The organism is Streptomyces sp. NPDC047886 (assembly GCF_043204435.1).
In the GTDB taxonomy this organism is placed as follows: domain Bacteria; phylum Actinomycetota; class Actinomycetes; order Streptomycetales; family Streptomycetaceae; genus Streptomyces.
Genome location: NZ_JBIDCF010000001.1, coordinates 285,061 through 304,592, shown reverse-complemented (window position 1 = coordinate 304,592; position 19,532 = coordinate 285,061). Strand labels below are relative to the sequence as shown.

20 protein-coding genes are annotated in these 19,532 nt (G+C 72.4%); 14 read left to right on the top strand and 6 right to left on the bottom strand.

Features of this window, described 5'->3' with window-relative positions:
- Positions 1-118: 118 nt before the first annotated feature.
- Positions 119-3,658, top strand: coding sequence for a DNA polymerase III subunit alpha (gene dnaE, locus ACGF5U_RS01370; protein WP_392713987.1), 3,540 nt, complete (start codon positions 119-121; stop codon positions 3,656-3,658).
- A gap of 111 nt (positions 3,659-3,769) precedes the next feature.
- Here dnaE and ACGF5U_RS01365 read toward each other — a convergent pair whose 3' ends face one another.
- Positions 3,770-3,943: a hypothetical protein gene (locus ACGF5U_RS01365; RefSeq protein WP_392713989.1), complete on the bottom strand. Its 174-nt coding sequence runs from the start codon at positions 3,941-3,943 to the stop codon at positions 3,770-3,772.
- Positions 3,944-4,165: 222 nt separating this feature from the next.
- Here ACGF5U_RS01365 and ACGF5U_RS01360 point away from each other — a divergent pair, with 222 nt between their 5' ends.
- The 5 genes from ACGF5U_RS01360 (at position 4,166) to ACGF5U_RS01340 (ending at position 8,477) form a co-directional block, all read left to right on the top strand.
- On the top strand, positions 4,166-5,461 hold the full coding sequence (locus ACGF5U_RS01360) for an NYN domain-containing protein (protein ID WP_392713991.1): 1,296 nt from the start codon (positions 4,166-4,168) through the stop codon (positions 5,459-5,461).
- 85 nt (positions 5,462-5,546) lie between these two features.
- A complete protein-coding gene (locus ACGF5U_RS01355) occupies positions 5,547-6,527 on the top strand; it encodes an ABC transporter ATP-binding protein (RefSeq protein ID WP_392713993.1) in 981 nt (326 codons plus the stop codon).
- A gap of 17 nt (positions 6,528-6,544) precedes the next feature.
- Positions 6,545-6,754: a hypothetical protein gene (locus ACGF5U_RS01350; RefSeq protein WP_392713995.1), complete on the top strand. Its 210-nt coding sequence runs from the start codon at positions 6,545-6,547 to the stop codon at positions 6,752-6,754.
- Between the two features lie 20 nt (positions 6,755-6,774).
- Positions 6,775-7,644 (top strand): ABC transporter permease, encoded by an 870-nt coding sequence (locus ACGF5U_RS01345; RefSeq protein ID WP_392714399.1) that lies wholly within the window; start codon positions 6,775-6,777, stop codon positions 7,642-7,644.
- A 50-nt stretch (positions 7,645-7,694) separates the two neighbouring features.
- Entirely contained in the window at positions 7,695-8,477 is a 783-nt protein-coding gene (locus ACGF5U_RS01340) for a DUF2567 domain-containing protein (protein WP_392713997.1), read from the top strand.
- Between the two features lie 166 nt (positions 8,478-8,643).
- Here ACGF5U_RS01340 and ybaK read toward each other — a convergent pair whose 3' ends face one another.
- The 4 genes from ybaK to ACGF5U_RS01320 form a co-directional block, all read right to left on the bottom strand.
- Complete coding sequence (ybaK, locus tag ACGF5U_RS01335; protein ID WP_392713998.1) at positions 8,644-9,141, bottom strand: Cys-tRNA(Pro) deacylase; 498 nt, start codon at positions 9,139-9,141, stop codon at positions 8,644-8,646.
- 96 nt (positions 9,142-9,237) lie between these two features.
- On the bottom strand, positions 9,238-9,978 hold the full coding sequence (locus tag ACGF5U_RS01330) for an LON peptidase substrate-binding domain-containing protein (protein WP_392714000.1): 741 nt from the start codon (positions 9,976-9,978) through the stop codon (positions 9,238-9,240).
- 5 nt (positions 9,979-9,983) lie between these two features.
- Positions 9,984-11,225, bottom strand: coding sequence for a hypothetical protein (locus tag ACGF5U_RS01325; RefSeq protein WP_392714002.1), 1,242 nt, complete (start codon positions 11,223-11,225; stop codon positions 9,984-9,986).
- Positions 11,226-11,359: 134 nt separating this feature from the next.
- The gene (locus ACGF5U_RS01320) at positions 11,360-12,973 is read right to left on the bottom strand and encodes an oxidoreductase (protein WP_392714004.1); all 1,614 of its coding nucleotides are present in this window, start codon (positions 12,971-12,973) and stop codon (positions 11,360-11,362) included.
- Between the two features lie 163 nt (positions 12,974-13,136).
- Here ACGF5U_RS01320 and hisD point away from each other — a divergent pair, with 163 nt between their 5' ends.
- The 8 genes from hisD (at position 13,137) to hisF (ending at position 18,929) form a co-directional block, all read left to right on the top strand.
- On the top strand, positions 13,137-14,471 hold the full coding sequence (hisD, locus tag ACGF5U_RS01315) for a histidinol dehydrogenase (protein WP_392714401.1): 1,335 nt from the start codon (positions 13,137-13,139) through the stop codon (positions 14,469-14,471).
- A complete protein-coding gene (locus ACGF5U_RS01310) occupies positions 14,468-15,577 on the top strand; it encodes a histidinol-phosphate transaminase (RefSeq protein WP_392714006.1) in 1,110 nt (369 codons plus the stop codon). The genes hisD and ACGF5U_RS01310 overlap by 4 nt, the downstream gene beginning before the upstream one ends.
- Positions 15,574-16,167, top strand: coding sequence for an imidazoleglycerol-phosphate dehydratase HisB (hisB, locus tag ACGF5U_RS01305; protein ID WP_058941846.1), 594 nt, complete (start codon positions 15,574-15,576; stop codon positions 16,165-16,167). The genes ACGF5U_RS01310 and hisB overlap by 4 nt, the downstream gene beginning before the upstream one ends.
- Entirely contained in the window at positions 16,164-16,331 is a 168-nt protein-coding gene (locus ACGF5U_RS01300) for a hypothetical protein (protein WP_392714007.1), read from the top strand. The genes hisB and ACGF5U_RS01300 overlap by 4 nt, the downstream gene beginning before the upstream one ends.
- Positions 16,328-16,969 carry an imidazole glycerol phosphate synthase subunit HisH gene (gene hisH, locus ACGF5U_RS01295; protein ID WP_392714008.1) on the top strand — a complete coding sequence of 214 codons (642 nt, stop codon included), beginning with the start codon at positions 16,328-16,330 and terminating at the stop codon, positions 16,967-16,969. Before ACGF5U_RS01300 ends, hisH begins: the two co-directional genes overlap by 4 nt.
- Positions 16,970-17,041: 72 nt before the next feature.
- The gene (gene priA / locus ACGF5U_RS01290) at positions 17,042-17,767 is read left to right on the top strand and encodes a bifunctional 1-(5-phosphoribosyl)-5-((5-phosphoribosylamino)methylideneamino)imidazole-4-carboxamide isomerase/phosphoribosylanthranilate isomerase PriA (RefSeq protein ID WP_392714010.1); all 726 of its coding nucleotides are present in this window, start codon (positions 17,042-17,044) and stop codon (positions 17,765-17,767) included.
- A complete protein-coding gene (locus ACGF5U_RS01285) occupies positions 17,764-18,162 on the top strand; it encodes a RidA family protein (protein WP_392714012.1) in 399 nt (132 codons plus the stop codon). The genes priA and ACGF5U_RS01285 overlap by 4 nt, the downstream gene beginning before the upstream one ends.
- Positions 18,159-18,929, top strand: a complete 771-nt coding sequence (gene hisF, locus ACGF5U_RS01280; RefSeq protein WP_392714013.1) for an imidazole glycerol phosphate synthase subunit HisF — start codon at positions 18,159-18,161, stop codon at positions 18,927-18,929. The genes ACGF5U_RS01285 and hisF overlap by 4 nt, the downstream gene beginning before the upstream one ends.
- 23 nt (positions 18,930-18,952) lie before the next feature.
- Here hisF and ACGF5U_RS01275 read toward each other — a convergent pair whose 3' ends face one another.
- A complete protein-coding gene (locus ACGF5U_RS01275) occupies positions 18,953-19,339 on the bottom strand; it encodes a VOC family protein (RefSeq protein ID WP_392714015.1) in 387 nt (128 codons plus the stop codon).
- Positions 19,340-19,532: the final 193 nt, after the last annotated feature.

Here is a 19,532-nt window from a genome sequence, read left to right as displayed (position 1 = left end):
GGACGGATGTTCCGCCCCCTCCAACGCCCGGCCGCCGCCGCGAGTGCCCGCCGGGTGTCGGTCGCGAGACGTAGACTTCCGAGCTGTCCCCTTCTCCCGACCCCCGGAGGCCGCAGCCGTGTCGAAGCCGCCGTTCACGCACCTTCACGTGCACACCCAGTACTCGCTGCTGGACGGTGCCGCGCGGCTCAAGGACATGTTCAACGCCTGCGGCGAGATGGGCATGACCCATATCGCCATGAGCGACCACGGCAACCTGCACGGGGCGTACGACTTCTTCCACTCGGCGAAGAAGGCGGGCATCACGCCGATCATCGGCATCGAGGCGTACGTCGCGCCGGAGTCCCGGCGCAACAAGCGCAAGATCCAGTGGGGCCAGCCCCACCAGAAGCGCGACGACGTCTCCGGTTCCGGTGGTTACACGCACAAGACGATCTGGGCGGCCAACGCCACCGGCCTGCACAACCTGTTCCGGCTCTCCTCCGACGCGTACAAGGAGGGCTGGCTCCAGAAGTGGCCGCGTATGGACAAGGAGACCATCGCCCAGTGGTCCGAGGGGCTCATCGCCTCCACGGGCTGCCCCTCCGGCGAGCTCCAGACCCGGCTGCGCCTCGGCCAGTTCGACGAGGCCCTGAAGGCCGCCTCCGAGTACCAGGACATCTTCGGCAAGGACCGGTACTTCCTGGAGCTGATGGACCACGGCATCGAGATCGAGCGCCGCGTCCGCGACGGCCTGCTGGAGATCGGCAAGAAGCTCGGCATCCCGCCGCTGGTCACCAACGACTCGCACTACACGTACGCGCACGAGGCCGGCGCGCACGACGCGCTGCTGTGCATCCAGACCGGCAAGAACCTCTCCGACCCGGACCGCTTCAAGTTCGACGGCACCGGCTACTACCTCAAGTCCACCGACGAGATGTACGCCATCGACTCGTCGGACGCCTGGCAGGAGGGGTGCAGGAACACCCTCCTGGTCGCCGAGCAGATCGACACCACCGGGATGTTCGAGAAGCGCGACCTGATGCCGAAGTTCGACATCCCCGAGGGCCACACCGAGGTCACGTGGTTCAAGGAGGAGGTCCGGCGCGGCATGGAGCGCCGCTTCCCCGGCGGCATCCCCGAGGACCGCCAGCGGCAGGCGGACTACGAGATGGACGTCATCATCCAGATGGGGTTCCCCGGCTACTTCCTCGTGGTCGCCGACTTCATCATGTGGGCCAAGAACAACGGCATCGCCGTCGGCCCCGGCCGAGGCTCCGCGGCCGGTTCGATCGTGGCGTACGCGATGGGCATCACCGACCTCGACCCCATCCCGCACGGACTGATCTTCGAGCGGTTCCTCAACCCCGAGCGCGTCTCCATGCCCGATGTCGACATCGACTTCGACGAGCGCAGGCGCGTCGAGGTGATCAGGTACGTGACCGAGAAGTACGGCGCCGACAAGGTCGCCATGATCGGCACGTACGGCACCATCAAGGCCAAGAACGCGATCAAGGACTCCGCGCGCGTGCTGGGCTACCCGTACGCGATGGGCGACCGCCTCACCAAGGCCATGCCCGCCGACGTCCTCGGCAAGGGCATCCCGCTCTCCGGCATCACCGACCCCTCCCACCCCCGCTACAGCGAGGCGGGCGAGATCCGGTCGATGTACGAGAACGAGCCGGACGTGAAGAAGGTCATCGACACCGCCCGCGGCGTGGAGGGCCTGGTCCGGCAGATGGGCGTGCACGCCGCCGGCGTGATCATGTCCAGCGAGACCATCACCGACCACGTCCCGGTCTGGGTCAGGCACACCGACGGCGTCACCATCACCCAGTGGGACTACCCGAGCTGTGAGTCGCTCGGCCTGCTGAAGATGGACTTCCTGGGCCTGCGCAACCTCACGATCATGGACGACGCCGTCAAGATGGTGAAGGCCAACAAGGGGATCGACATCGATCTCCTGAGCCTCCCGCTCGACGACCCCACGACCTTCGAACTGCTCCAGCGCGGCGACACCCTCGGCGTCTTCCAGTTCGACGGCGGCCCCATGCGGTCCCTGCTGCGGCTGATGAAGCCCGACAACTTCGAGGACATCTCCGCCGTCTCGGCCCTCTACCGGCCGGGCCCGATGGGCATGAACTCGCACACCAACTACGCGCTGCGCAAGAACAAGCAGCAGGAGATCACCCCGATCCACCCCGAGCTGGAGGAGCCGCTCAGGGAGGTCCTGGACGTCACCTACGGCCTGATCGTCTACCAGGAGCAGGTGCAGAAGGCCGCCCAGATCATCGCCGGCTACTCGCTCGGCGAGGCCGACATCCTCCGCCGCGTCATGGGCAAGAAGAAGCCCGACGAGCTGGCGAAGAACTTCACCATCTTCCAGGCAGGCGCCCAGAAGAACGGCTACAGCGACGAGGCCATCCAGGCCCTGTGGGACGTGCTGGTCCCGTTCGCCGGCTACGCCTTCAACAAGGCCCACTCCGCCGCGTACGGCCTCGTCTCCTACTGGACCGCCTACCTCAAGGCCAACCACCCCGCCGAGTACATGGCGGCGCTGCTCACCTCGGTCAAGGACGACAAGGACAAGTCCGCGATCTACCTGAACGAGTGCCGGCGCATGGGCATCAAGGTGCTCCCGCCCAACGTCAACGAGTCCGAGGCGAACTTCGCCGCGCAGGGCGACGACGTGATCCTCTTCGGTCTGTCGGCCGTGCGGAACGTCGGGACGAACGTGGTCGACTCGATCATCAGGTGCCGCAAGGCGAAGGGGAAGTACTCCTCCTTCCCCGACTTCCTCGACAAGGTCGAGGTCGTCGTCTGCAACAAGCGCACCGTCGAGTCGCTCATCAAGGCGGGCGCATTCGACGAGATGGGCCACACCCGCAAGAGCCTCGTCGCCCACCACGAACCCATGATCGACAATGTGGTCGCGGTCAAGCGCAAGGAGGCCGAGGGGCAGTTCGACCTCTTCGGCGGCATGGGCGAGGAGGAGACCGACCAGCCGGGCTTCGGCCTCGACGTCGAGTTCTCCGACATCGAGTGGGAGAAGTCCTACCTCCTCGCGCAGGAGCGCGAGATGCTCGGCCTGTACGTCTCCGACCACCCCCTGTTCGGCATCGAGCACGTGCTGTCCGACAAGGCCGACGCGGCGATCGCCCAGCTCACGGGCGGCGAGCACGCCGACGGGGCGGTCGTCACCATCGGCGGCATCATCTCGGGCCTCCAGCGCAAGATGACCAAGCAGGGCAACGCCTGGGCCATCGCCACCGTCGAGGACCTGGCCGGCTCCATCGAGTGCATGTTCTTCCCCGCCACGTACCAACTGGTGTCGACACAGCTCGTCGAGGACACCGTCGTCTTCGTCAAGGGCCGCCTCGACAAGCGGGAGGACGTGCCCCGGCTGGTCGCGATGGAGCTGATGGTCCCCGATCTGTCGTCGGCCGGCACCAACGCCCCCGTGGTCCTCACCATCCCCACCGTGAAGGTCACCCCGCCGATGGTCAGCCGCCTCGGCGAGATCCTCAGCCACCACAAGGGCAACACGGAGGTCCGGATCAAGCTCCAGGGCCCCCGCAAGACCACCGTGCTCCGGCTCGACCGGCACCGGGTCCAGCCCGACCCGGCCCTCTTCGGCGACCTGAAGGTGCTGCTCGGCCCGTCCTGCCTGGCCGGCTGACACCACGCCGACGCACCGGCCGGTACGGCGCACCCGGGGGTGCCCGGTGCGTACGCACGCGGAAGGGGCGCGCCCGTCGTCACGGGCGCGCCCCTTCCGGCGTACTGCGCGTCAGTTGTGGCCGAACCTCTTCTGGCGGCCCTTGTGCGCGATGTCGGCCGGGGTCACATGCGTCATGCGCTGTTCGGCCTGCGACTCCATCGACGTGCTCTTGGCCTGCTGAGCGCCTCGCTCGGCGGGCGACGCCTTCTGCTGATTTCGGTCCTGCTTCTTGTTCTTGGCCATGGTGTTCCTCCGTGGGGGTGTAGGGGCCAGGGCCGCGTTCAGACTCACACACCCGTACAAGCCGCGCATTTTGGATCATTGCGGACCGTAGTCGTGACTCCTGCGGAAGGCGTACGGTGATCCGCCACGCCGATGATCGAGTTCCGGCCGTCAACCTTCCGGCAGTCGGGCAGACTCGAAGGAACCCGAAGCACCTCCCGATCCCGAGGTTCCCGAAAGAGGGTGGAACACGTGGACCGCTGCGTCGTTCTCGTGGACGCCGGCTATCTGCTGGGCGCCGCCGCCAGCCTTCTCGCCGGGGAACCGGCCCGCTCCCGGATCACCGTCGACCACGCGGCCCTCATCCAGGGGCTGCGCGAACGCGCCGAGGCGGACACCCAGCAGCCGCTGCTGCGGATCTACTGGTTCGACGGCGCTCCCGACCGGGTCCCCCAGCCGGAGCACCGCAGGCTCCGCGTCATGCCCCGGGTCACCGTCCGGCTCGGCGCCCTGACCCGCAGCGACGGCCGCTGGGCGCAGAAGGGCGTCGACGCCGCGATGCACGCCGAACTCACCGAACTGGCCAGAAACCGCGCCTGCTCCGATGTCGTCCTCGTCACCGGCGACGGCGATCTGCTCCCCGGGCTGATGTCCGCCAAGGAGCACGGGGTCGCCGTCCACCTGTGGGCCGTCCAGGCCGCCGACGGCGACTACAACCAGTCGGAGGACCTCGTCGCCGAGGCCGACGAACGCCGCGTACTCGACCGGCAGTGGATCACCCGCGCGGTCCGGGCCAAGGACCTCAGCGGCATCTGCGCCCCGCCGCCCGTCCCGCGCCCCGAGATCGCCGCCATCCTCTCCGCGCCGCTGCCCGAGTCCGCTCTCGCCGCGTCCGCCGCCGAACGAGCCGCCGAACGCGCGGCCGAGGCCGCCGCGCCCCCGCCCACCCGCAACGGCACCCCCGCGCCCGCCGCCCCCGCGCCCACCGAACGGAACGGCACCGCCGAGGCCGCCGTGGCCGCGCCCGCCGCCGGCCCCAAGGGCGTACCGACCCCCAAGGACCTCGCGGGGCTCCGCGCCCCCGCCCACCAGCCCGCCCCGCCGGCGCCCGCCAACGCCACCCTCCGCTGGTCATCGGACCGGGGCTGGGTCGAACGCCCCGGCGGCCAGCTCGGCGAACCGCCCGAGACCGCCTCACTGCCCACCCTCGCCCAGCTCACCAGCGCCGAGCAGCGCTGGGCTGACCGCGAGGAGGACATCACCACGGTCGGCGGCGACCCCTACGAGGTGGGCCAGGTCTTCGCCCGGCGCTGGATGGAACGGCTCCCCGACCAGAACCATGTGCAGAAGCTGTCCACGATGTACCCGCGCATCCCGCACCGCATCGACGGAGAACTCCTGCGGTACGCGGCCAGGTTCGGACTCCTCGCCCACAAGGACGACCAGATCGACGAGCACGACCGGTACGCGATCCGCGCGGGCTTCTGGCGCGAGATCGACGTCCGCGCGGCGGCGGGGCACACCGCGCCCGGCGAGTAGCGGGCCGGCCGCCGGGACCACGGCCGGGGGCGAATCGGCGCCCCGGCCGCATTCCGGACGGTCCGACCCCTTAGGCTCATCCCTCGTGAGTACGGTGTGCGTGGTGCGGGATCTGGTCAAGACGTACCCCGCCACGCGCGCCCGCCGGGGCACGCCCGCGACCCCCGCGATCCGGGCCACCGACGGCGTCTGCCTGGACGTGCGCGGCGGTGAGATCTTCGGCCTGCTCGGCCCCAACGGCGCCGGCAAGTCCACCCTCGTCCGCCAGCTCACCGGGCTGATGCGCCCCGACTCAGGCACCGTCGAGATGCTCGGCCACGACCTCGTACGCCACCCGGACCGCGCCGCCCGCCTCGTCGGCTACCTCGGTCAGGAGTCCACCGCGCTGGACGAGCTGACCGTCGCGCTCGCCGCCGAGACCACCGGCCGGCTGCGCGGCCTCACCGCCCGGGACGCGCGCGCCGAGCGCGACGGCGTCCTGGACGAGCTGGGACTGACCGGGCTCGCGGGCCGGCCCCTGAAGAAGCTGTCCGGAGGTCAGCGCCGACTGGCCTGCTTCGCCGCCGCGCTGGTGGGGGAGCGGCCCGTGCTCATCCTGGACGAGCCGACCACCGGCATGGACCCGGTCGCCCGCCGCGCCGTGTGGTCCGCCGTCGACCGGCGGCGCGCCGAGCACGGGACGACGGTGCTGCTGGTCACCCATAACGTCATCGAGGCCGAGACGGTCCTCGACCGGGTCGCCGTCATGGAGCGCGGCCGGGTGATCGCCTGCGACACGCCGTCCGGGCTCAAGGAACGCGTCGCCGGTGAGGTACGGGTCGAGCTGGTGTGGCGGGAGCGCGCGCCGCTGGACGTCCCCGAGGTCGCCGCGCTGCGCGGCTCGGCGACGGAGTCCGGGCGCCGGTGGGCGCTGCGGCTCGCCCCGGACGAGGCCCGCGCGGCGGTGGCGGCGGTGACGGGCGGCGCGGCGTTCGCGGCGCTGGACGACTTCACGGTCGCGACGCCGAGCCTGGAGGACGTGTACCTGGCTCTGGGCGGCACCGCGAAGGGGCTGGTCAAGGCGTGAGCGGCGAACATCAGGGCATGAGCGGCGAACATGACATGAGCGCCGGTGAGCGCGGCCTGCGGGGCGAGCACGGAGTGAGCGCCGGTGCGGGCGTGCGCGTAGGCCACGGTATGAGCGCCGGTGCGGGCGTGCCCGTACACCTCGGTATGAGCGCCGCCGGTCACGGCGGGAACGTACGCCACGGCGTGCACACAGCTGTCGGTGAGGACAGGAGCGGCATCCGGTGAGCACACTGCCCGTACAGGCCATGGCACCCGGCGCCGTCCGGCCCGGCGACGCCGGAGCCGATACCGGAGCCGATACCGGGGCCGGCGCCGACGGCCGGTCGGACCCGTACGGCCGGGACGCGGCCGGGCGCGGCGCCGCGCCCCTCGCGCCGCGTGCCCGGCTGCTGCCCGCGCTCGCCGCCGTCTACCGCGCCCAGCTCTCCCGGGCGCGGGTCGCCCGGATCCCGCTGCTGTTCGTGGCGACCTTCCAGTCCATCGGGATCATGGTCCTGATGCGCGGGGTCGTCGACGGCGGCGCCGAGGCGCGGGCCGTCGTCGCCGGGTCGTCCGTCCTCGTCGTCGCGTTCGTGGCGCTGAACCTGCTCGCCCAGTACTTCGGACAGCTACGGGCGAGCGGCGGGCTCGACCACTACGCCACGCTCCCCGTGCCGCCCGCCGCCGTGGTGCTCGGCGCGGCCGGCGCGTACGCCTCTTTCACCGCGCCCGGCACGGTCGTCACCGCCGTCACCGGTGCGGTGCTGTTCCAGCTGCCGATGACCCACCTGTGGGTGCTGGTCGCGGTTGTCCCGCTGGCCGGCGCCGCGCTGGCCGGGCTGGGCGCCGCGCTGGGACTGCTCGCCCCGCGGCAGGAGCTGGCCACCCTGCTGGGCCAGCTCGGCATGTCGGCGGCCCTGCTGCTGGGCGTCCTGCCGGCCGAGCGGATGCCGGAGCCGATCGGCTGGGCGCGGGACCTGCTGCCGTCGACGTACGGCGTGGAGGCGCTGGCGCGGGCGTTCGACGCCCGGCCGGACTGGGCGGCCGTCGGCGTGGACCTCGCGGTCTGCGCGGCCGTCGGCGTGGTGTCGCTGGCCGTCGCCACCTGGGCGTACCGGCGGGCCGCGGTCCGCTGACGCCGTGATCCGGTGAGGCGGGCCGGGGAGCCGCCTGGCACGATGGCAGGGTGACCGCACCCCTGACGCCGCCTCACCGGCCATCGAACGAGCCACCCGGCGACCTTCCGAGAGACACCGTGCCGAACGACGACATGCGTCACGACGGCGTGCCGGGCACGCCCCACGGCGGTACGCCGGGTACGCCCGGTGCGCCTGGTGAGCCCGGGACGCCTCACGGCGGACCCGCGTGGCCGCCGCGCCGGCCGTTCACCGAGGACGCGCTGGGGGACGAGACGCACGACACGGCGGCCGAGGTGCGTCAGGGCGCCCTGGTCACCGGGGCCGTGGCGCTCCTCGGTGTCGCGCTGGGGCTGCTGTGGCTGTGGCTCGCGCCGCGCATCCCGCTGGTCTCGGACGGCAGGGCGGTGTTCCTGGAGAACACGGAGGGCGAGGGCGCGGTCGGCGCCGACGGTGTCTTCACACTGATCGCCCTCGTCTGCGGCGCGGTGAGCGCGGCCGCCGTGTTCCTCCTCCGCCGGCACGGCGGCATCGGCGTGGTGCTGGGCCTCGCGCTGGGCGGGCTGCTCGGTTCGGTCATCGGCTGGGGCATCGGCACGCTGCTGGGGCCCACGCACGACGTGGTGGCCCACGCGCGGGCGGTGGGGGAGGGCGTCACGTTCGAGGCGCCGCTGGAGCTGAACGCGTACGGTGCGCTGCTGGCCTGGCCGGTCGCGGCGATGGTCGTCCATCTGGCCCTCACGGCCCTGTTCGGGCCCCGGGACCCGGAGCCCGACTGGGACCTCGGTCCGTTCGGGCCGCCGCCCCCGCCGCCGGGGGACGCGCGGCCCTGACGGTCCGCCGCCGGTCAGGCCGGGCGGCGGCCGTGGTTGGCGCGCTTCTTCCTGATCCGCCAGGTGCGCTTGCGGGTCCTCTTCGACATGCGGGTCCCCTTCCCCGAGGCGTGCGCGGCGTGCCGTATCCACCGTCGTAGCCGAGGGGGCGGGGCACGTCGAGGGGTTACGCCCGCCCGATCGGAGCGAGTACGGCGCCGGTGAGCTCCGCGAGGTGCGCCGGAGCCAATTCGACCTCCAGGCCACGCCGTCCCGCCGACACGCAGATGGTGTCGTGCCCCGACGCCGACGCGTCCAGCACCGTCGGCAGCTTCTTGCGCTGCCCGAGCGGTGAGATCCCGCCCCGTACGTAGCCGGTCGTCCGCTCGGCGGCAGCGGGGTCGGCCATCGTCGCCCGCTTGCCGCCCACCGCCGCGGCCAGCGCCTTGAGGTCCAGCTGGCCCGCCACCGGCACCACCGCGACCGTCAGCGTGCCGTCGACGTCGGCGACCAGCGTCTTGAAGACCCGCTCGGGGGAGACGCCGAGCGCCTCGGCGGCCTCCTCGCCGTACGAGGGCGACGCCGGATCGTGCGCGTACTCGTGCACGGTGAACGGTGTCCCGGCGGTGGTCAGGGCCACCGTCGCCGGTGTGCCGCCCGCCTGCTTCTTCGCCTTCTTCGCCATACGAGGGTCCCCTCCGGTCCGTTCCATGAGCATCGGTCAGCGCGGTTCAGCCCGGCCCGGCGCCGCCCCGACCACCGCCGCGCCCGGTGGCGCCTCTCAGTTCGGGCTCGTCGGCGCGCGCGTCAGGTCGACGGCCGGCAGCGACGGAAGGTGCCGCAGCACGGCGGTCTCCGCGCGGAGCATCCGCAGCTCGTCCCGCAGCCGCGTCGCCGTGTCCGGCGCCTGCAGCAGCCGCTGCTTCGCCGGCGTGTCCAGCACCGCCGCCGCGGCCACCAGGTACGACACCACCGACGGCTCGTCCGGCAGCTCCGTACCGCTGGCCAGCGACCGCTCCCGCGCTCCCGCCAGCCGCTTCTGGTACGTGCGGAACGCCCGCAGTACGCCTTCGGCGAGCGCCCCGGCGCCCTCGCCCTGCTCCTCCTCCAGCTCCTCCACCTCGGCGGTGAGGAACGGTCCCGTCGCGTCGACGGAGAGCAGCTTCACCCGGGTCGTGCCGGTCGCCAGGACCTCGAAGCTGCCGTCGGCGCGCTCCCGGATCGTCGCCGCGTCGGCGACGCAGCCGACCCGGTGGAACGCCTCGATCGGGTCGTCGCCGAAGCCCGCCGCCGGTCCCTTCTCCGGCATGGCGGTCTGGTCGGGCAGGCCCGGTGCGGTCGGCGCCACCTCACGGCCGTCGCGGATGGCGACGACGGCGAAGCGGCGCGGCTGCGAGTCGTCCGTCTTCAGGAGCTCGCGCATCATGGCGCGATAACGCTCCTCGAAGACGTTCAGGGGCAGCACGAGACCCGGGAACAGCACCGCGTTCAGCGGAAAGAGTGGCAGGCGAGCGGTGGTCACAGCCGCTAAGCGTAATGGCCGCCCGACCGAGCGCGTCCGGCCCGTCCGCGGGACGGGACCCCGGCCGCCGCCGCGAGGCGTGCCCGGTCACGCGCGTCGAGGAACCGGCCGAGCGCGTCGTCACCCGGCGGGGACCACGGGAGACCGGGCGAGGCCCACGGCAGCGAGGTCGCGTACGGGCCGATCAGCCGGAACTGGTGCAGTGCCGCCGCCCAGCGCTCCCGGCCGACCAGGACGTACGCCAGGACGTTGCGCACCTCGGCAGGCCACGGGTCGCCCGGGGCGTACCGCGCCGACAGCAGGATGGCCCGGTCGGCCGCGGCGTCCGCCCGGCCCGCCGGTACGCAGCCCGGACCGCCGTTGACCAGCCGGGTGAGCGCCGCGCGGACCGGAAGGGCCTGGATCAGCGAGTCGGGCAGGGCGTCCAGCGCCGCCTGCTCGGCGAAGTCGAAGCACTCGCTGTGCGCCCCGTGCGCCGGCCGCGCGGGCCCGCCCGGCACCCGCGAGGAACCGTCCGGCACGAAGGTGCCGCCCGGCACCCGGAACGTGTCGCCCGGCACCCGTGGCGAGTCGCCCCTCGCCTGGAACGTGTCGCCCGGTACGAAGGTGTCGCCCGGCGCCCGGAACGGCGCCCCGGCCTCCTGGAACGGGTCGGCCGCCTCCCGCCGTACCCCGCAGCACTGCGCCGACAGGTACGCGAGCGCCGACACATGGCAGCCGTAGTGGTGCGGGGCGCGCCGCACCGCCTGCTCCCACAGCGAGGCGAAGACCCGGTGCGGAGCCCGGGTGCCGCGCGCGTGGTCCAGGGCCACCCGCCACGGCACCGGATCGCGCGGCGCCGCCTCGGCCGCCCGGTCGATCAGCGGCCCGACCTCCCGCAGCCGCTCGGCCCGCGCGGGCGACTCCCATGCCCGCCGCACCGCGAGCTGGGCGTCCACGATCAACGCGTCCGCGTCGCGGGGATCGTCTTCCAGCCACCGGGTCAGCCACTCGCCGCGCCCGTGGGCGAACGCGGCCAGCCGCACCACGTACCGGTCCCTGTCCTCCCAGCGCGCCGCGTCGCGCGTGGCGGCCAGCAGCCGGGCGGCCGGCCGGTGGTCGCCGAGAGCGGCCGAAACCAGCGCCGGGGCGAGCCGCCCGTCCGGCGCGTCGAGCAGTACCCCGTCGTCCGGCGGCAGTCCGTCGGCGACTGCCGGGGCGGGCCGGACCGAGCGGGCGGGTCCCAGGATGGCGCGCAGCAATGACATGGTGCGGACCATTGAAAACCGCAGGTGGGAGCCGCGCCAGGGCCTTGCTGTGAAGCTTTGGTGGCGGCGGAATGGTTGTAGGGGCGAACACCAAGAGAGCGCAAAGAAAACGACCGGGCGCTGGTGCGGGAGGGTCAGCTGCGACGCAGGAGACGTGAGGCGCCTGCCGCGACGGTCGTGGCGAGTATCCACCCCAGCAGGATCATCACCGCCGACAGCCACTGCCACATCCCCGCCAGCCGCCAGAACCCGTCCTGGCCCAGATTGATCACCGGCAGCAGCAGATCCAGCGCGTACAGCGCGGCGTTCCAGTTCGGGTGCTCGTCGCCCTTGATCGCCACCGGCTCGTACCGGGAGAAGGCCAGGGTGCCCAGCGCCCACAGCACGGCCATCCACAGCGCCGCCCGCCCCGGACGGTAGCCGTACGCCACCGTCCAGTCCTGGAGGTACCCCCACAGCTTCGCGGCCAGCGGCAGCGTCTCGCGCCGCCGGCGCTGCTTGGCGAGCAGCACCTCACGGGCGTCCGCGTCCTCGCCGCTGCTCCGCAGCACGGTCGCCAGCCGCTCGTACGGCTCGGGCGCGAACTCCGGTGTCGCCGCCGCGACCCACTCCAGCCGCCGGGAGAGCGGGAAGTGCCCGTACGGGACGAGGTTCTCGTACACGAAGCCGCCCATCGCCAGCCCGCCGGGGCCCGGCCAGCTGTCCCACAGGTCGATGAGCGTCACCACCTTCGCGCCGTTCAGCACCACCCGGCCCTCCTCCGGGCGTTCGCAGGTGAACCGCAGTTCCGGTGTGACGATCCGGCGCAGTGACAGCTCCTCCTTACGGGCCGGCGACAGCAGCAGCCGGGCCTGGTGCATGTCGATCGCGTCCCCGAACCGGCCGTCGTCCAGCCGCACCCCGCCGTGGCACTCGAAGGGCTGCATCCGGGTGCCCCGCATGGGCGTGTGGAGATCCGCCAGCCCGTGCGGAGGGGTCGCCCCGGCCGCCGTCTCGGCGACGCTCTCGCTCACCCACGCGTACGTCATGTACAGCGTCCGCTCCACGCTGAGCTGCGGCGCGTTCAGCGCGCGCCGGCCCTCGGCGCCCCGCAGCCGGCTGCCGCGCAGACTGAGCGAGACGCCCACCTTCGCGCCGCGCAGGCTGAACTCCCCGTACGTCTCGATCAGTTCCGCCTGGAGGTCCTGCGCCACGGACATGCCGTCCGCGATGATCGCCCGGCCGCGCCGGTCCGGCCGTACGTGGATCTGGCTGATCAGCAGGTCCGTGCCGATCTGCGCGTCCGTCAGCCGGACGCCCCGCTCCACCCGGCAGCGGGGGAGGTGCAGATCGCCCTCCGTGTGCAGCCGTGCCGCCTCCAGCCGGGGGATCGCGCAGGCCACCATGCGCAACGTCGTGAACCGCGACTCCGGCAGCACCACCTCGTTCTCGAACCGGCACCCCTGGAGCTCCACGTACGGCGCGACCGTGCCGCCCGCCAGGTCCAGCGTCCCGGTGATCCGCACCCCGCGCAGCTTCAGCGCCGACACCCGCCCCGCCCGTGCCGGCGGCCCGTCGAGCAGCAGCAGCGCGACCACGCGCGCGCGGACACTGCGCTCGGGCGGCCAGGGGCGGGACGAGAACGGATCGTCGAGGGCCGGATGCCCGGCGCTCAGGTCGTAGGTCGCGCCGATCCGGAACGCCTGCCACATGCCGAGCTCCGCGGGGCTCAGCCCGCCCGGCACATCGTCGTCGTGCGGCTCCGTCACCTGCCGCTCCCCCTCGCTTGCGCGTTCGTACGGATGTTCTTCCCGCTGAGTGACCAACTGAACGCTAACGGTCAGGTGTGACACGAAAGACGTGCCGTGGCGTGTATCAGCCAGTGATACGGGCGCCCGGCGGCGGGAAACCGTCTGCGAGAATTGACCTGTGCTGCGACTTATCTCTCTGGCCCGAATCGATCTGCGCGGCGACGCTCTTCCCCAGGGCGGCGCTCTGCGCGACCTGCTGCCCCGTGCCGAGTTCGACGTGGAGGCCGCCCTGGAGAAGGTGCGGCCCATCTGCGAGGCCGTGCATCATCGGGGCGACGCGGCGCTGATCGACTACGCCGAGCGGTTCGACGGCGTCACCCTGGACCAGGTGCGGGTCCCGGCCGCCGCCCTCACCCGCGCCCTGGACGAGCTGGACCCCGCCGTGCGCGCGGGCCTGGAGGAGTCCATCCGGCGCGCCCGGATCGTCCACCGCGAGCAGCGCCGCTCCCCGCACACCACCCAGGTCGTGCCCGGCGGCACGGTCACCGAGAAGTGGGTGCCGGTCGACCGGGTCGGTCTGTACGCGCCCGGCGGCCGGTCCGTCTACCCCTCGTCCGTGATCATGAACGTCGTCCCGGCGCAGGAGGCGGGCGTCGAGTCGATCGCCCTCGCCTCTCCGGCGCAGAAGGAGCACGGCGGTCTGCCGCACCCGACGATCCTCGCCGCGTGCGCGCTGCTCGGCGTCGACGAGGTGTACGCCGCCGGCGGCGCGACCGCCGTCGCGATGTTCGCGTACGGCACCGAGTCCTGCCCGCCCGCCAACATGGTCACCGGACCCGGCAACATCTGGGTCGCCGCCGCCAAGCGGTACTTCACCGGCAGGATCGGCATCGACGCCGAGGCCGGCCCGACCGAGATCGCCATCCTCGCCGACGCGACCGCCGACCCGGTGCACGTCGCCGCCGACCTGATCAGCCAGGCCGAGCACGACCCGCTCGCCGCCGCCGTCCTGGTCACCGACTCCGTCGAGCTCGCCGACGCCGTGGAGCGGGAGCTGGAGCCGCAGATCGCCGCCACCAAGCACGTCGAGGACCGCATCCTGCCCGCCCTGCGCGGCCGGCAGTCCGCGATCGTCCTCGTCGACGGCCTGGAGGAGGGCCTCCGCGTGGTCGACGCCTACGGCGCCGAGCACCTGGAGATCCAGACCGCCGACGCCGCCGCCGTCGCGCAGCGCGTCCGCAACGCGGGCGCGATCTTCGTCGGCCCCTGGTCGCCGGTCTCCCTCGGCGACTACTGCGCCGGCTCCAACCACGTCCTGCCCACCGGCGGCTGCGCCTGCCACTCCTCGGGCCTGTCCGTCCAGTCCTTCCTGCGCGGCATCCACATCGTGGACTACACGCGCGACGCCCTCGCCGATGTCACCCGGCACGTGGTGACCCTCGCCGAGGCGGAGGACCTGCCCGCGCACGGCGCCGCCATGAAGGCCAGGTTCGACTGGAAGGTGCCGCAGCGGTGACCGACGTGCGCATCGACGACCTGCCCATCCGCGACGAGCTGCGCGGCAAGTCCCCGTACGGCGCCCCCCAGCTCGACGTGCCCGTACGCCTGAACACCAACGAGAACCCGTACCCGCTGCCCGAACCGCTCGTCGAGCGGATCGCCGAGCGCGTCCGGGAGGCCGCCAGGTCCCTCAACCGCTACCCCGACCGCGACGCCGTCGAACTCCGCACCGAGCTCGCCCGCTACCTCACCCGCACCACCGGCCATGAGGTCCGCCCGGCCGGCGTGTGGGCGGCCAACGGCTCCAACGAGGTCCTCCAGCAGCTCCTCCAGACCTTCGGCGGCCCCGGACGCATCGCGATGGGCTTCGAGCCGTCGTACTCCATGCACGGCCTGATCTCGCGCGGCACCGGAACCGGCTGGATCTCCGGCCCCCGCCGCGACGACTTCGGCCTCGACGTGCCCGCCGCCACCGACGCCATCGCCCGGCACCGGCCCGACGTCGTCTTCATCACCTCGCCCAACAACCCCACCGGCACCGCCGTGGACGCCGAGACCGTCCTCGCGCTGTACGAGGCGGCACAGGCCGCCAAGCCGTCCCTGGTGGTCGTGGACGAGGCGTACGTCGAGTTCAGCCACCGGCCCTCCCTGCTGCCGCTCATCGAGGGCCGCCCGCACCTGGTGATCTCCCGGACCATGTCCAAGGCGTTCGGCGCCGCGGGCCTGCGCCTGGGCTACCTGGCCGCCCACCCGGCCGTGGTCGACGCCGTCCAGCTGGTCCGCCTGCCCTACCACCTGTCGGCCGTCACCCAGGCCACCGCGCTCGCCGCGCTCGAACACACCGATACGCTGCTGGCGTACGTCGAACAGCTGAAGACCGAACGTGACCGCCTGGTCACCGAGCTGCGCGCCATCGGCTACGAGGTCACCGATTCGGACGCGAACTTCGTCCAGTTCGGTCTGTTCGAGGACGCCCACGCGGTCTGGCAGCGGATCCTCGACCAGGGCGTCCTGGTCCGTGACAACGGAGTACCGGGCTGGCTGCGGGTGACCGCCGGCACGCCCGAGGAGAACGACGCGTTCCTCGATGCGGTTCGCGCGATCAAGAAGGAGAGCTCATGAGCCGCGTAGGCCGGGTCGAGCGCACCACCAAGGAAACATCCGTCGTCGTGGAGATCGACCTCGACGGCACCGGCAAGGTCGACGTCGCCACCGGCGTCGGCTTCTACGACCACATGCTCGACCAGCTCGGCCGCCACGGGCTGTTCGACCTCACGGTCAAGACCGACGGCGACCTGCACATCGACTCGCACCACACCATCGAGGACACCGCCCTCGCGCTCGGCGCCGCGTTCAAGCAGGCCCTCGGCGACAAGGTCGGCATCTACCGGTTCGGCAACTGCACCGTGCCCCTGGACGAGTCGCTCGCCCAGGTCACCGTCGACCTCTCCGGCCGCCCCTACCTCGTGCACACCGAGCCCGAGAACATGGCGCCGATGATCGGCAGCTACGACACGACGATGACCCGGCACATCCTGGAGTCCTTCGTCGCCCAGGCGCAGATCGCCCTGCACGTCCACGTGCCGTACGGGCGCAACGCGCACCACATCGTGGAGTGCCAGTTCAAGGCCCTCGCACGGGCCCTGCGGTACGCCTCCGAGCGCGACCCGCGCGCCGCCGGGATCCTCCCGTCCACCAAGGGCGCCCTGTGACCGGGCTGTCCACGATCCTGATCGTCGTCGGGCTGTTCCTCGCCGGTGGCGTGTACTCCTTCTCCAAGCAGCAGATGCCGAAGGGCGTCGTCGTCCTGCTGGCCGTCGCCTCCGCGATGTGCCTGCTGGCCGGCGTCCTGAGGATTCAGGGGATCTGGGAATGACCGCTACCAAGAACGTCGTCGTCTTCGACTACGGATTCGGCAACATCCGCTCCGCCGAGCGCGCACTGGCCCGGGTCGGCGCCGATGTCGAGATCACCCGCGACTTCGACACGGCCATGAACGCCGACGGGCTGCTCGTGCCCGGCGTCGGCGCCTTCTCCGCCTGCATGACGGGCCTGAAGGCCGCCCGCGGTGACTGGATCATCGACCGCAGGCTGTCCGGCGGCCGTCCCGTCATGGGCATCTGCGTCGGCATGCAGATCCTCTTCGAGCGCGGCATCGAACACGGCGTGGAGACCGAGGGCCTGGACGAGTGGCCCGGCACGGTCGGCCCGCTCAAGGCCCCCGTCGTCCCCCACATGGGCTGGAACACCGTCGAGGCGCCCGAGGACAGCGAGCTCTTCGCCGGCCTCGACGCCGACGCCCGGTTCTACTTCGTGCACTCCTACGCCGTGCACGACTGGAGCCTGCAGGTCACCAACGCCGCCATGCGCGAGCCGCGCGTCACCTGGGCCACGCACGGCGAGCGGTTCGTCGCGGCGGTCGAGAACGGCGCCCTGTGGGCCACCCAGTTCCACCCCGAGAAGTCCGGCGACGCCGGCGCCCAGCTGCTGACCAACTGGCTCAAGACCTTCTAGCCGACCGCCGGCCGCCGGCCGCCGCCGACCGCCTTCCCGCTCCTTCTAGCTCTAGACCGAGGACCCGCTGAGATGAGCAAGCTCGAACTCCTCCCCGCCGTCGACGTCCGGGACGGCCAGGCCGTACGGCTCGTCCATGGCGAGTCTGGTACGGAGACGTCGTACGGCTCTCCGCTGGAGGCGGCCCTGACCTGGCAGCGCGCGGGCGCCGAGTGGCTGCACCTGGTCGACCTCGACGCCGCGTTCGGCACCGGCGACAACCGCGACCTGATCGCCGAGGTCGCGGGCGCCATGGACATCAAGGTGGAGCTGTCCGGCGGCATCCGCGACGACGCGTCGCTCGCGGCCGCCCTCGCCACCGGCTGCACCCGCGTCAACCTGGGCACCGCCGCGCTGGAGACCCCCGAGTGGGTCGCCAAGGTCATCGCCGAGCACGGCGACAAGATCGCGGTCGGCCTCGACGTGCGCGGTACGACGCTGCGCGGCCGCGGCTGGACCCGTGACGGCGGCGACCTGTACGAGACGCTGGCCCGCCTCGACTCGGAGGGCTGCGCCCGGTACGTGGTCACCGACATCGCCAAGGACGGCACCCTCCAGGGCCCCAACCTGGAGCTGCTCCGCAACGTCTGCGCCGCCACCGACAAGCCGGTCGTCGCCTCCGGCGGCGTCTCGTCCCTGGACGACCTGCGGGCGATCGCCGCGCTGGTTCCCCAGGGCGTGGAGGGCGCGATCGTCGGCAAGGCGCTGTACGCGAAGGCGTTCACCCTGGAAGAGGCGCTCGCGGCGGTGGACGCATGACCGGTTCCGTACGCCGGGTGGTCACCGGGGCGCCCTGGGAGGAGCAGTTCGGCTACGCCCGCGCTGTGGAGCTGCCGACCGGTCTCGTCCTGGTGTCCGGCTGCACCTCCGTCGTCGACGGGCAGATCGCCGACGGCGGCCCCTATGAGCAGACGGTCAACGCGTTCACCGTGGCCTTCGACGCGCTGAAGCAGCTCGGCCTCACCCCGGCCGACGTGGTGCGCACCCGCATGTACCTCACCCACGCCCGGGACGTGGACGAGGTCGGCCGCGCGCACAAGGAGCTGTTCGACGCGGTCCGGCCCGCCGCGTCGATGCTCATCGTCTCCGGCTTCGTCGACCCGCGTCTGGTGGTCGAGGTCGAGGTGGAGGCCTACCGAGGAGGCACGGCATGACACTCGCCGTACGCGTCATCCCCTGCCTGGACGTGGACAACGGCCGCGTCGTCAAGGGAGTCAACTTCCAGAACCTGCGCGACGCGGGCGACCCCGTCGAGATGGCCAAGCTCTACGACGCCGAGGGCGCCGACGAGCTGACCTTCCTCGACATCACCGCGTCGTCCGGCGACCGGGAGACCACCTACGACGTGGTGCGCCGCACCGCCGAGCAGGTCTTCATCCCGCTGACCGTCGGCGGAGGCGTCCGCAGCGCCGAAGACGTCGACAAGCTGCTGCGCGCGGGCGCGGACAAGGTCGGCGTCAACACGGCCGCGATCGCCAGGCCCGAGCTCATCCGGGAGATCGCCGAGCGGTTCGGCCGCCAGGTCCTCGTCCTCTCGGTGGACGCCCGCCGCTGCCCGGAGGGCACCACCACCCCGTCCGGCTTCGAGGTCACGACCCACGGCGGCCGCCGCGGCACGGGCCTGGACGCCGTCGAATGGGCCCACCGGGCCGCCGAGCTGGGCGCGGGCGAGATCCTGCTCAACTCGATGGACGCGGACGGCACCAAGGACGGCTACGACACGGAGATGATCGCGGCCGTACGCGCGCACGTCACCGTCCCGGTGATCGCCTCCGGCGGCGCCGGCAGGCTCGCGGACTTCGCCCCGGCGATCGACGCGGGCGCGGACGCGGTCCTCGCGGCGTCCGTCTTCCACTTCGGCGACCTGCGGATCCCCCAGGTCAAGGGCGCCCTGCGCGAGTCCGGTCACCCGGTGCGCTGACACCACGACCGGGCGGCGGCGCGTCAGCCCAGGGGCTGGGCGAGCTGGACCAGGTTGCCGACGGTGTCGTCCAGTACGGCCGTCAGCACGGGGCCCTGCTCGGTCGGCCCCTGGGTGAACTCCACGCCGAGGCCCGTGAGCCGCTCGTACTCGGCACGCAGATCGTCCACGCCGAAGACGATGCACGGCAGCCCCGCGTCGCGCAGCCCCTTGGTGTACTGCCGCGCGATGGGGCTGTCGCCGGGCTCCAGCAGCAGTTCGACGTCCTGACCGGGAGCGCCGACGGTGATGAACAGGGCCTCGCCGAGGTCGATACGGGTACGGGTCTCGAACCCCAGCACCTCCGTGTAGAAGGCGTGGGCCCGCTGCTCGTCGTCCACGTAGACGCTGGTCATCGCGATCTTGATCATGGGCGTCCTCTCCGGGGGGTGCGTACGTCCGATCATGCCCGCCGCCACCGACAACGGCCCCCGGAGAGACCCCGCGCCCGTCCCACTCGGCGGGACTCCGTGCCGGTACTGACCCCGGAGAGACCCCGCGCCCGTACGGACCCGCAGAGACCCCCGCCGGTCCCACCCGGCGGGACTCCGTGCCGGTACCGCC

Bases quoted from the DNA above. Each gene is read 5' to 3' on its own strand.
- ACGF5U_RS01365 (WP_392713989.1), bottom strand. From the start codon at position 3,943: ATGGCCAAGAACAAGAAGCAGGACCGAAATCAGCAGAAGGCGTCGCCC.
- ACGF5U_RS01350 (WP_392713995.1), top strand. From the start codon at position 6,545: ATGAGCGGCGAACATGACATGAGCGCCGGTGAGCGCGGCCTGCGGGGC.
- ACGF5U_RS01345 (WP_392714399.1), top strand. From the start codon at position 6,775: ATGGCACCCGGCGCCGTCCGGCCCGGCGACGCCGGAGCCGATACCGGA.
- ybaK (WP_392713998.1), bottom strand. From the start codon at position 9,141: ATGGCGAAGAAGGCGAAGAAGCAGGCGGGCGGCACACCGGCGACGGTG.
- ACGF5U_RS01325 (WP_392714002.1), bottom strand. From the start codon at position 11,225: ATGTCATTGCTGCGCGCCATCCTGGGACCCGCCCGCTCGGTCCGGCCC.
- hisB (WP_058941846.1), top strand. From the start codon at position 15,574: ATGAGCCGCGTAGGCCGGGTCGAGCGCACCACCAAGGAAACATCCGTC.
- hisH (WP_392714008.1), top strand. From the start codon at position 16,328: ATGACCGCTACCAAGAACGTCGTCGTCTTCGACTACGGATTCGGCAAC.
- priA (WP_392714010.1), top strand. From the start codon at position 17,042: ATGAGCAAGCTCGAACTCCTCCCCGCCGTCGACGTCCGGGACGGCCAG.
- ACGF5U_RS01285 (WP_392714012.1), top strand. From the start codon at position 17,764: ATGACCGGTTCCGTACGCCGGGTGGTCACCGGGGCGCCCTGGGAGGAG.
- hisF (WP_392714013.1), top strand. From the start codon at position 18,159: ATGACACTCGCCGTACGCGTCATCCCCTGCCTGGACGTGGACAACGGC.
- ACGF5U_RS01275 (WP_392714015.1), bottom strand. From the start codon at position 19,339: ATGATCAAGATCGCGATGACCAGCGTCTACGTGGACGACGAGCAGCGG.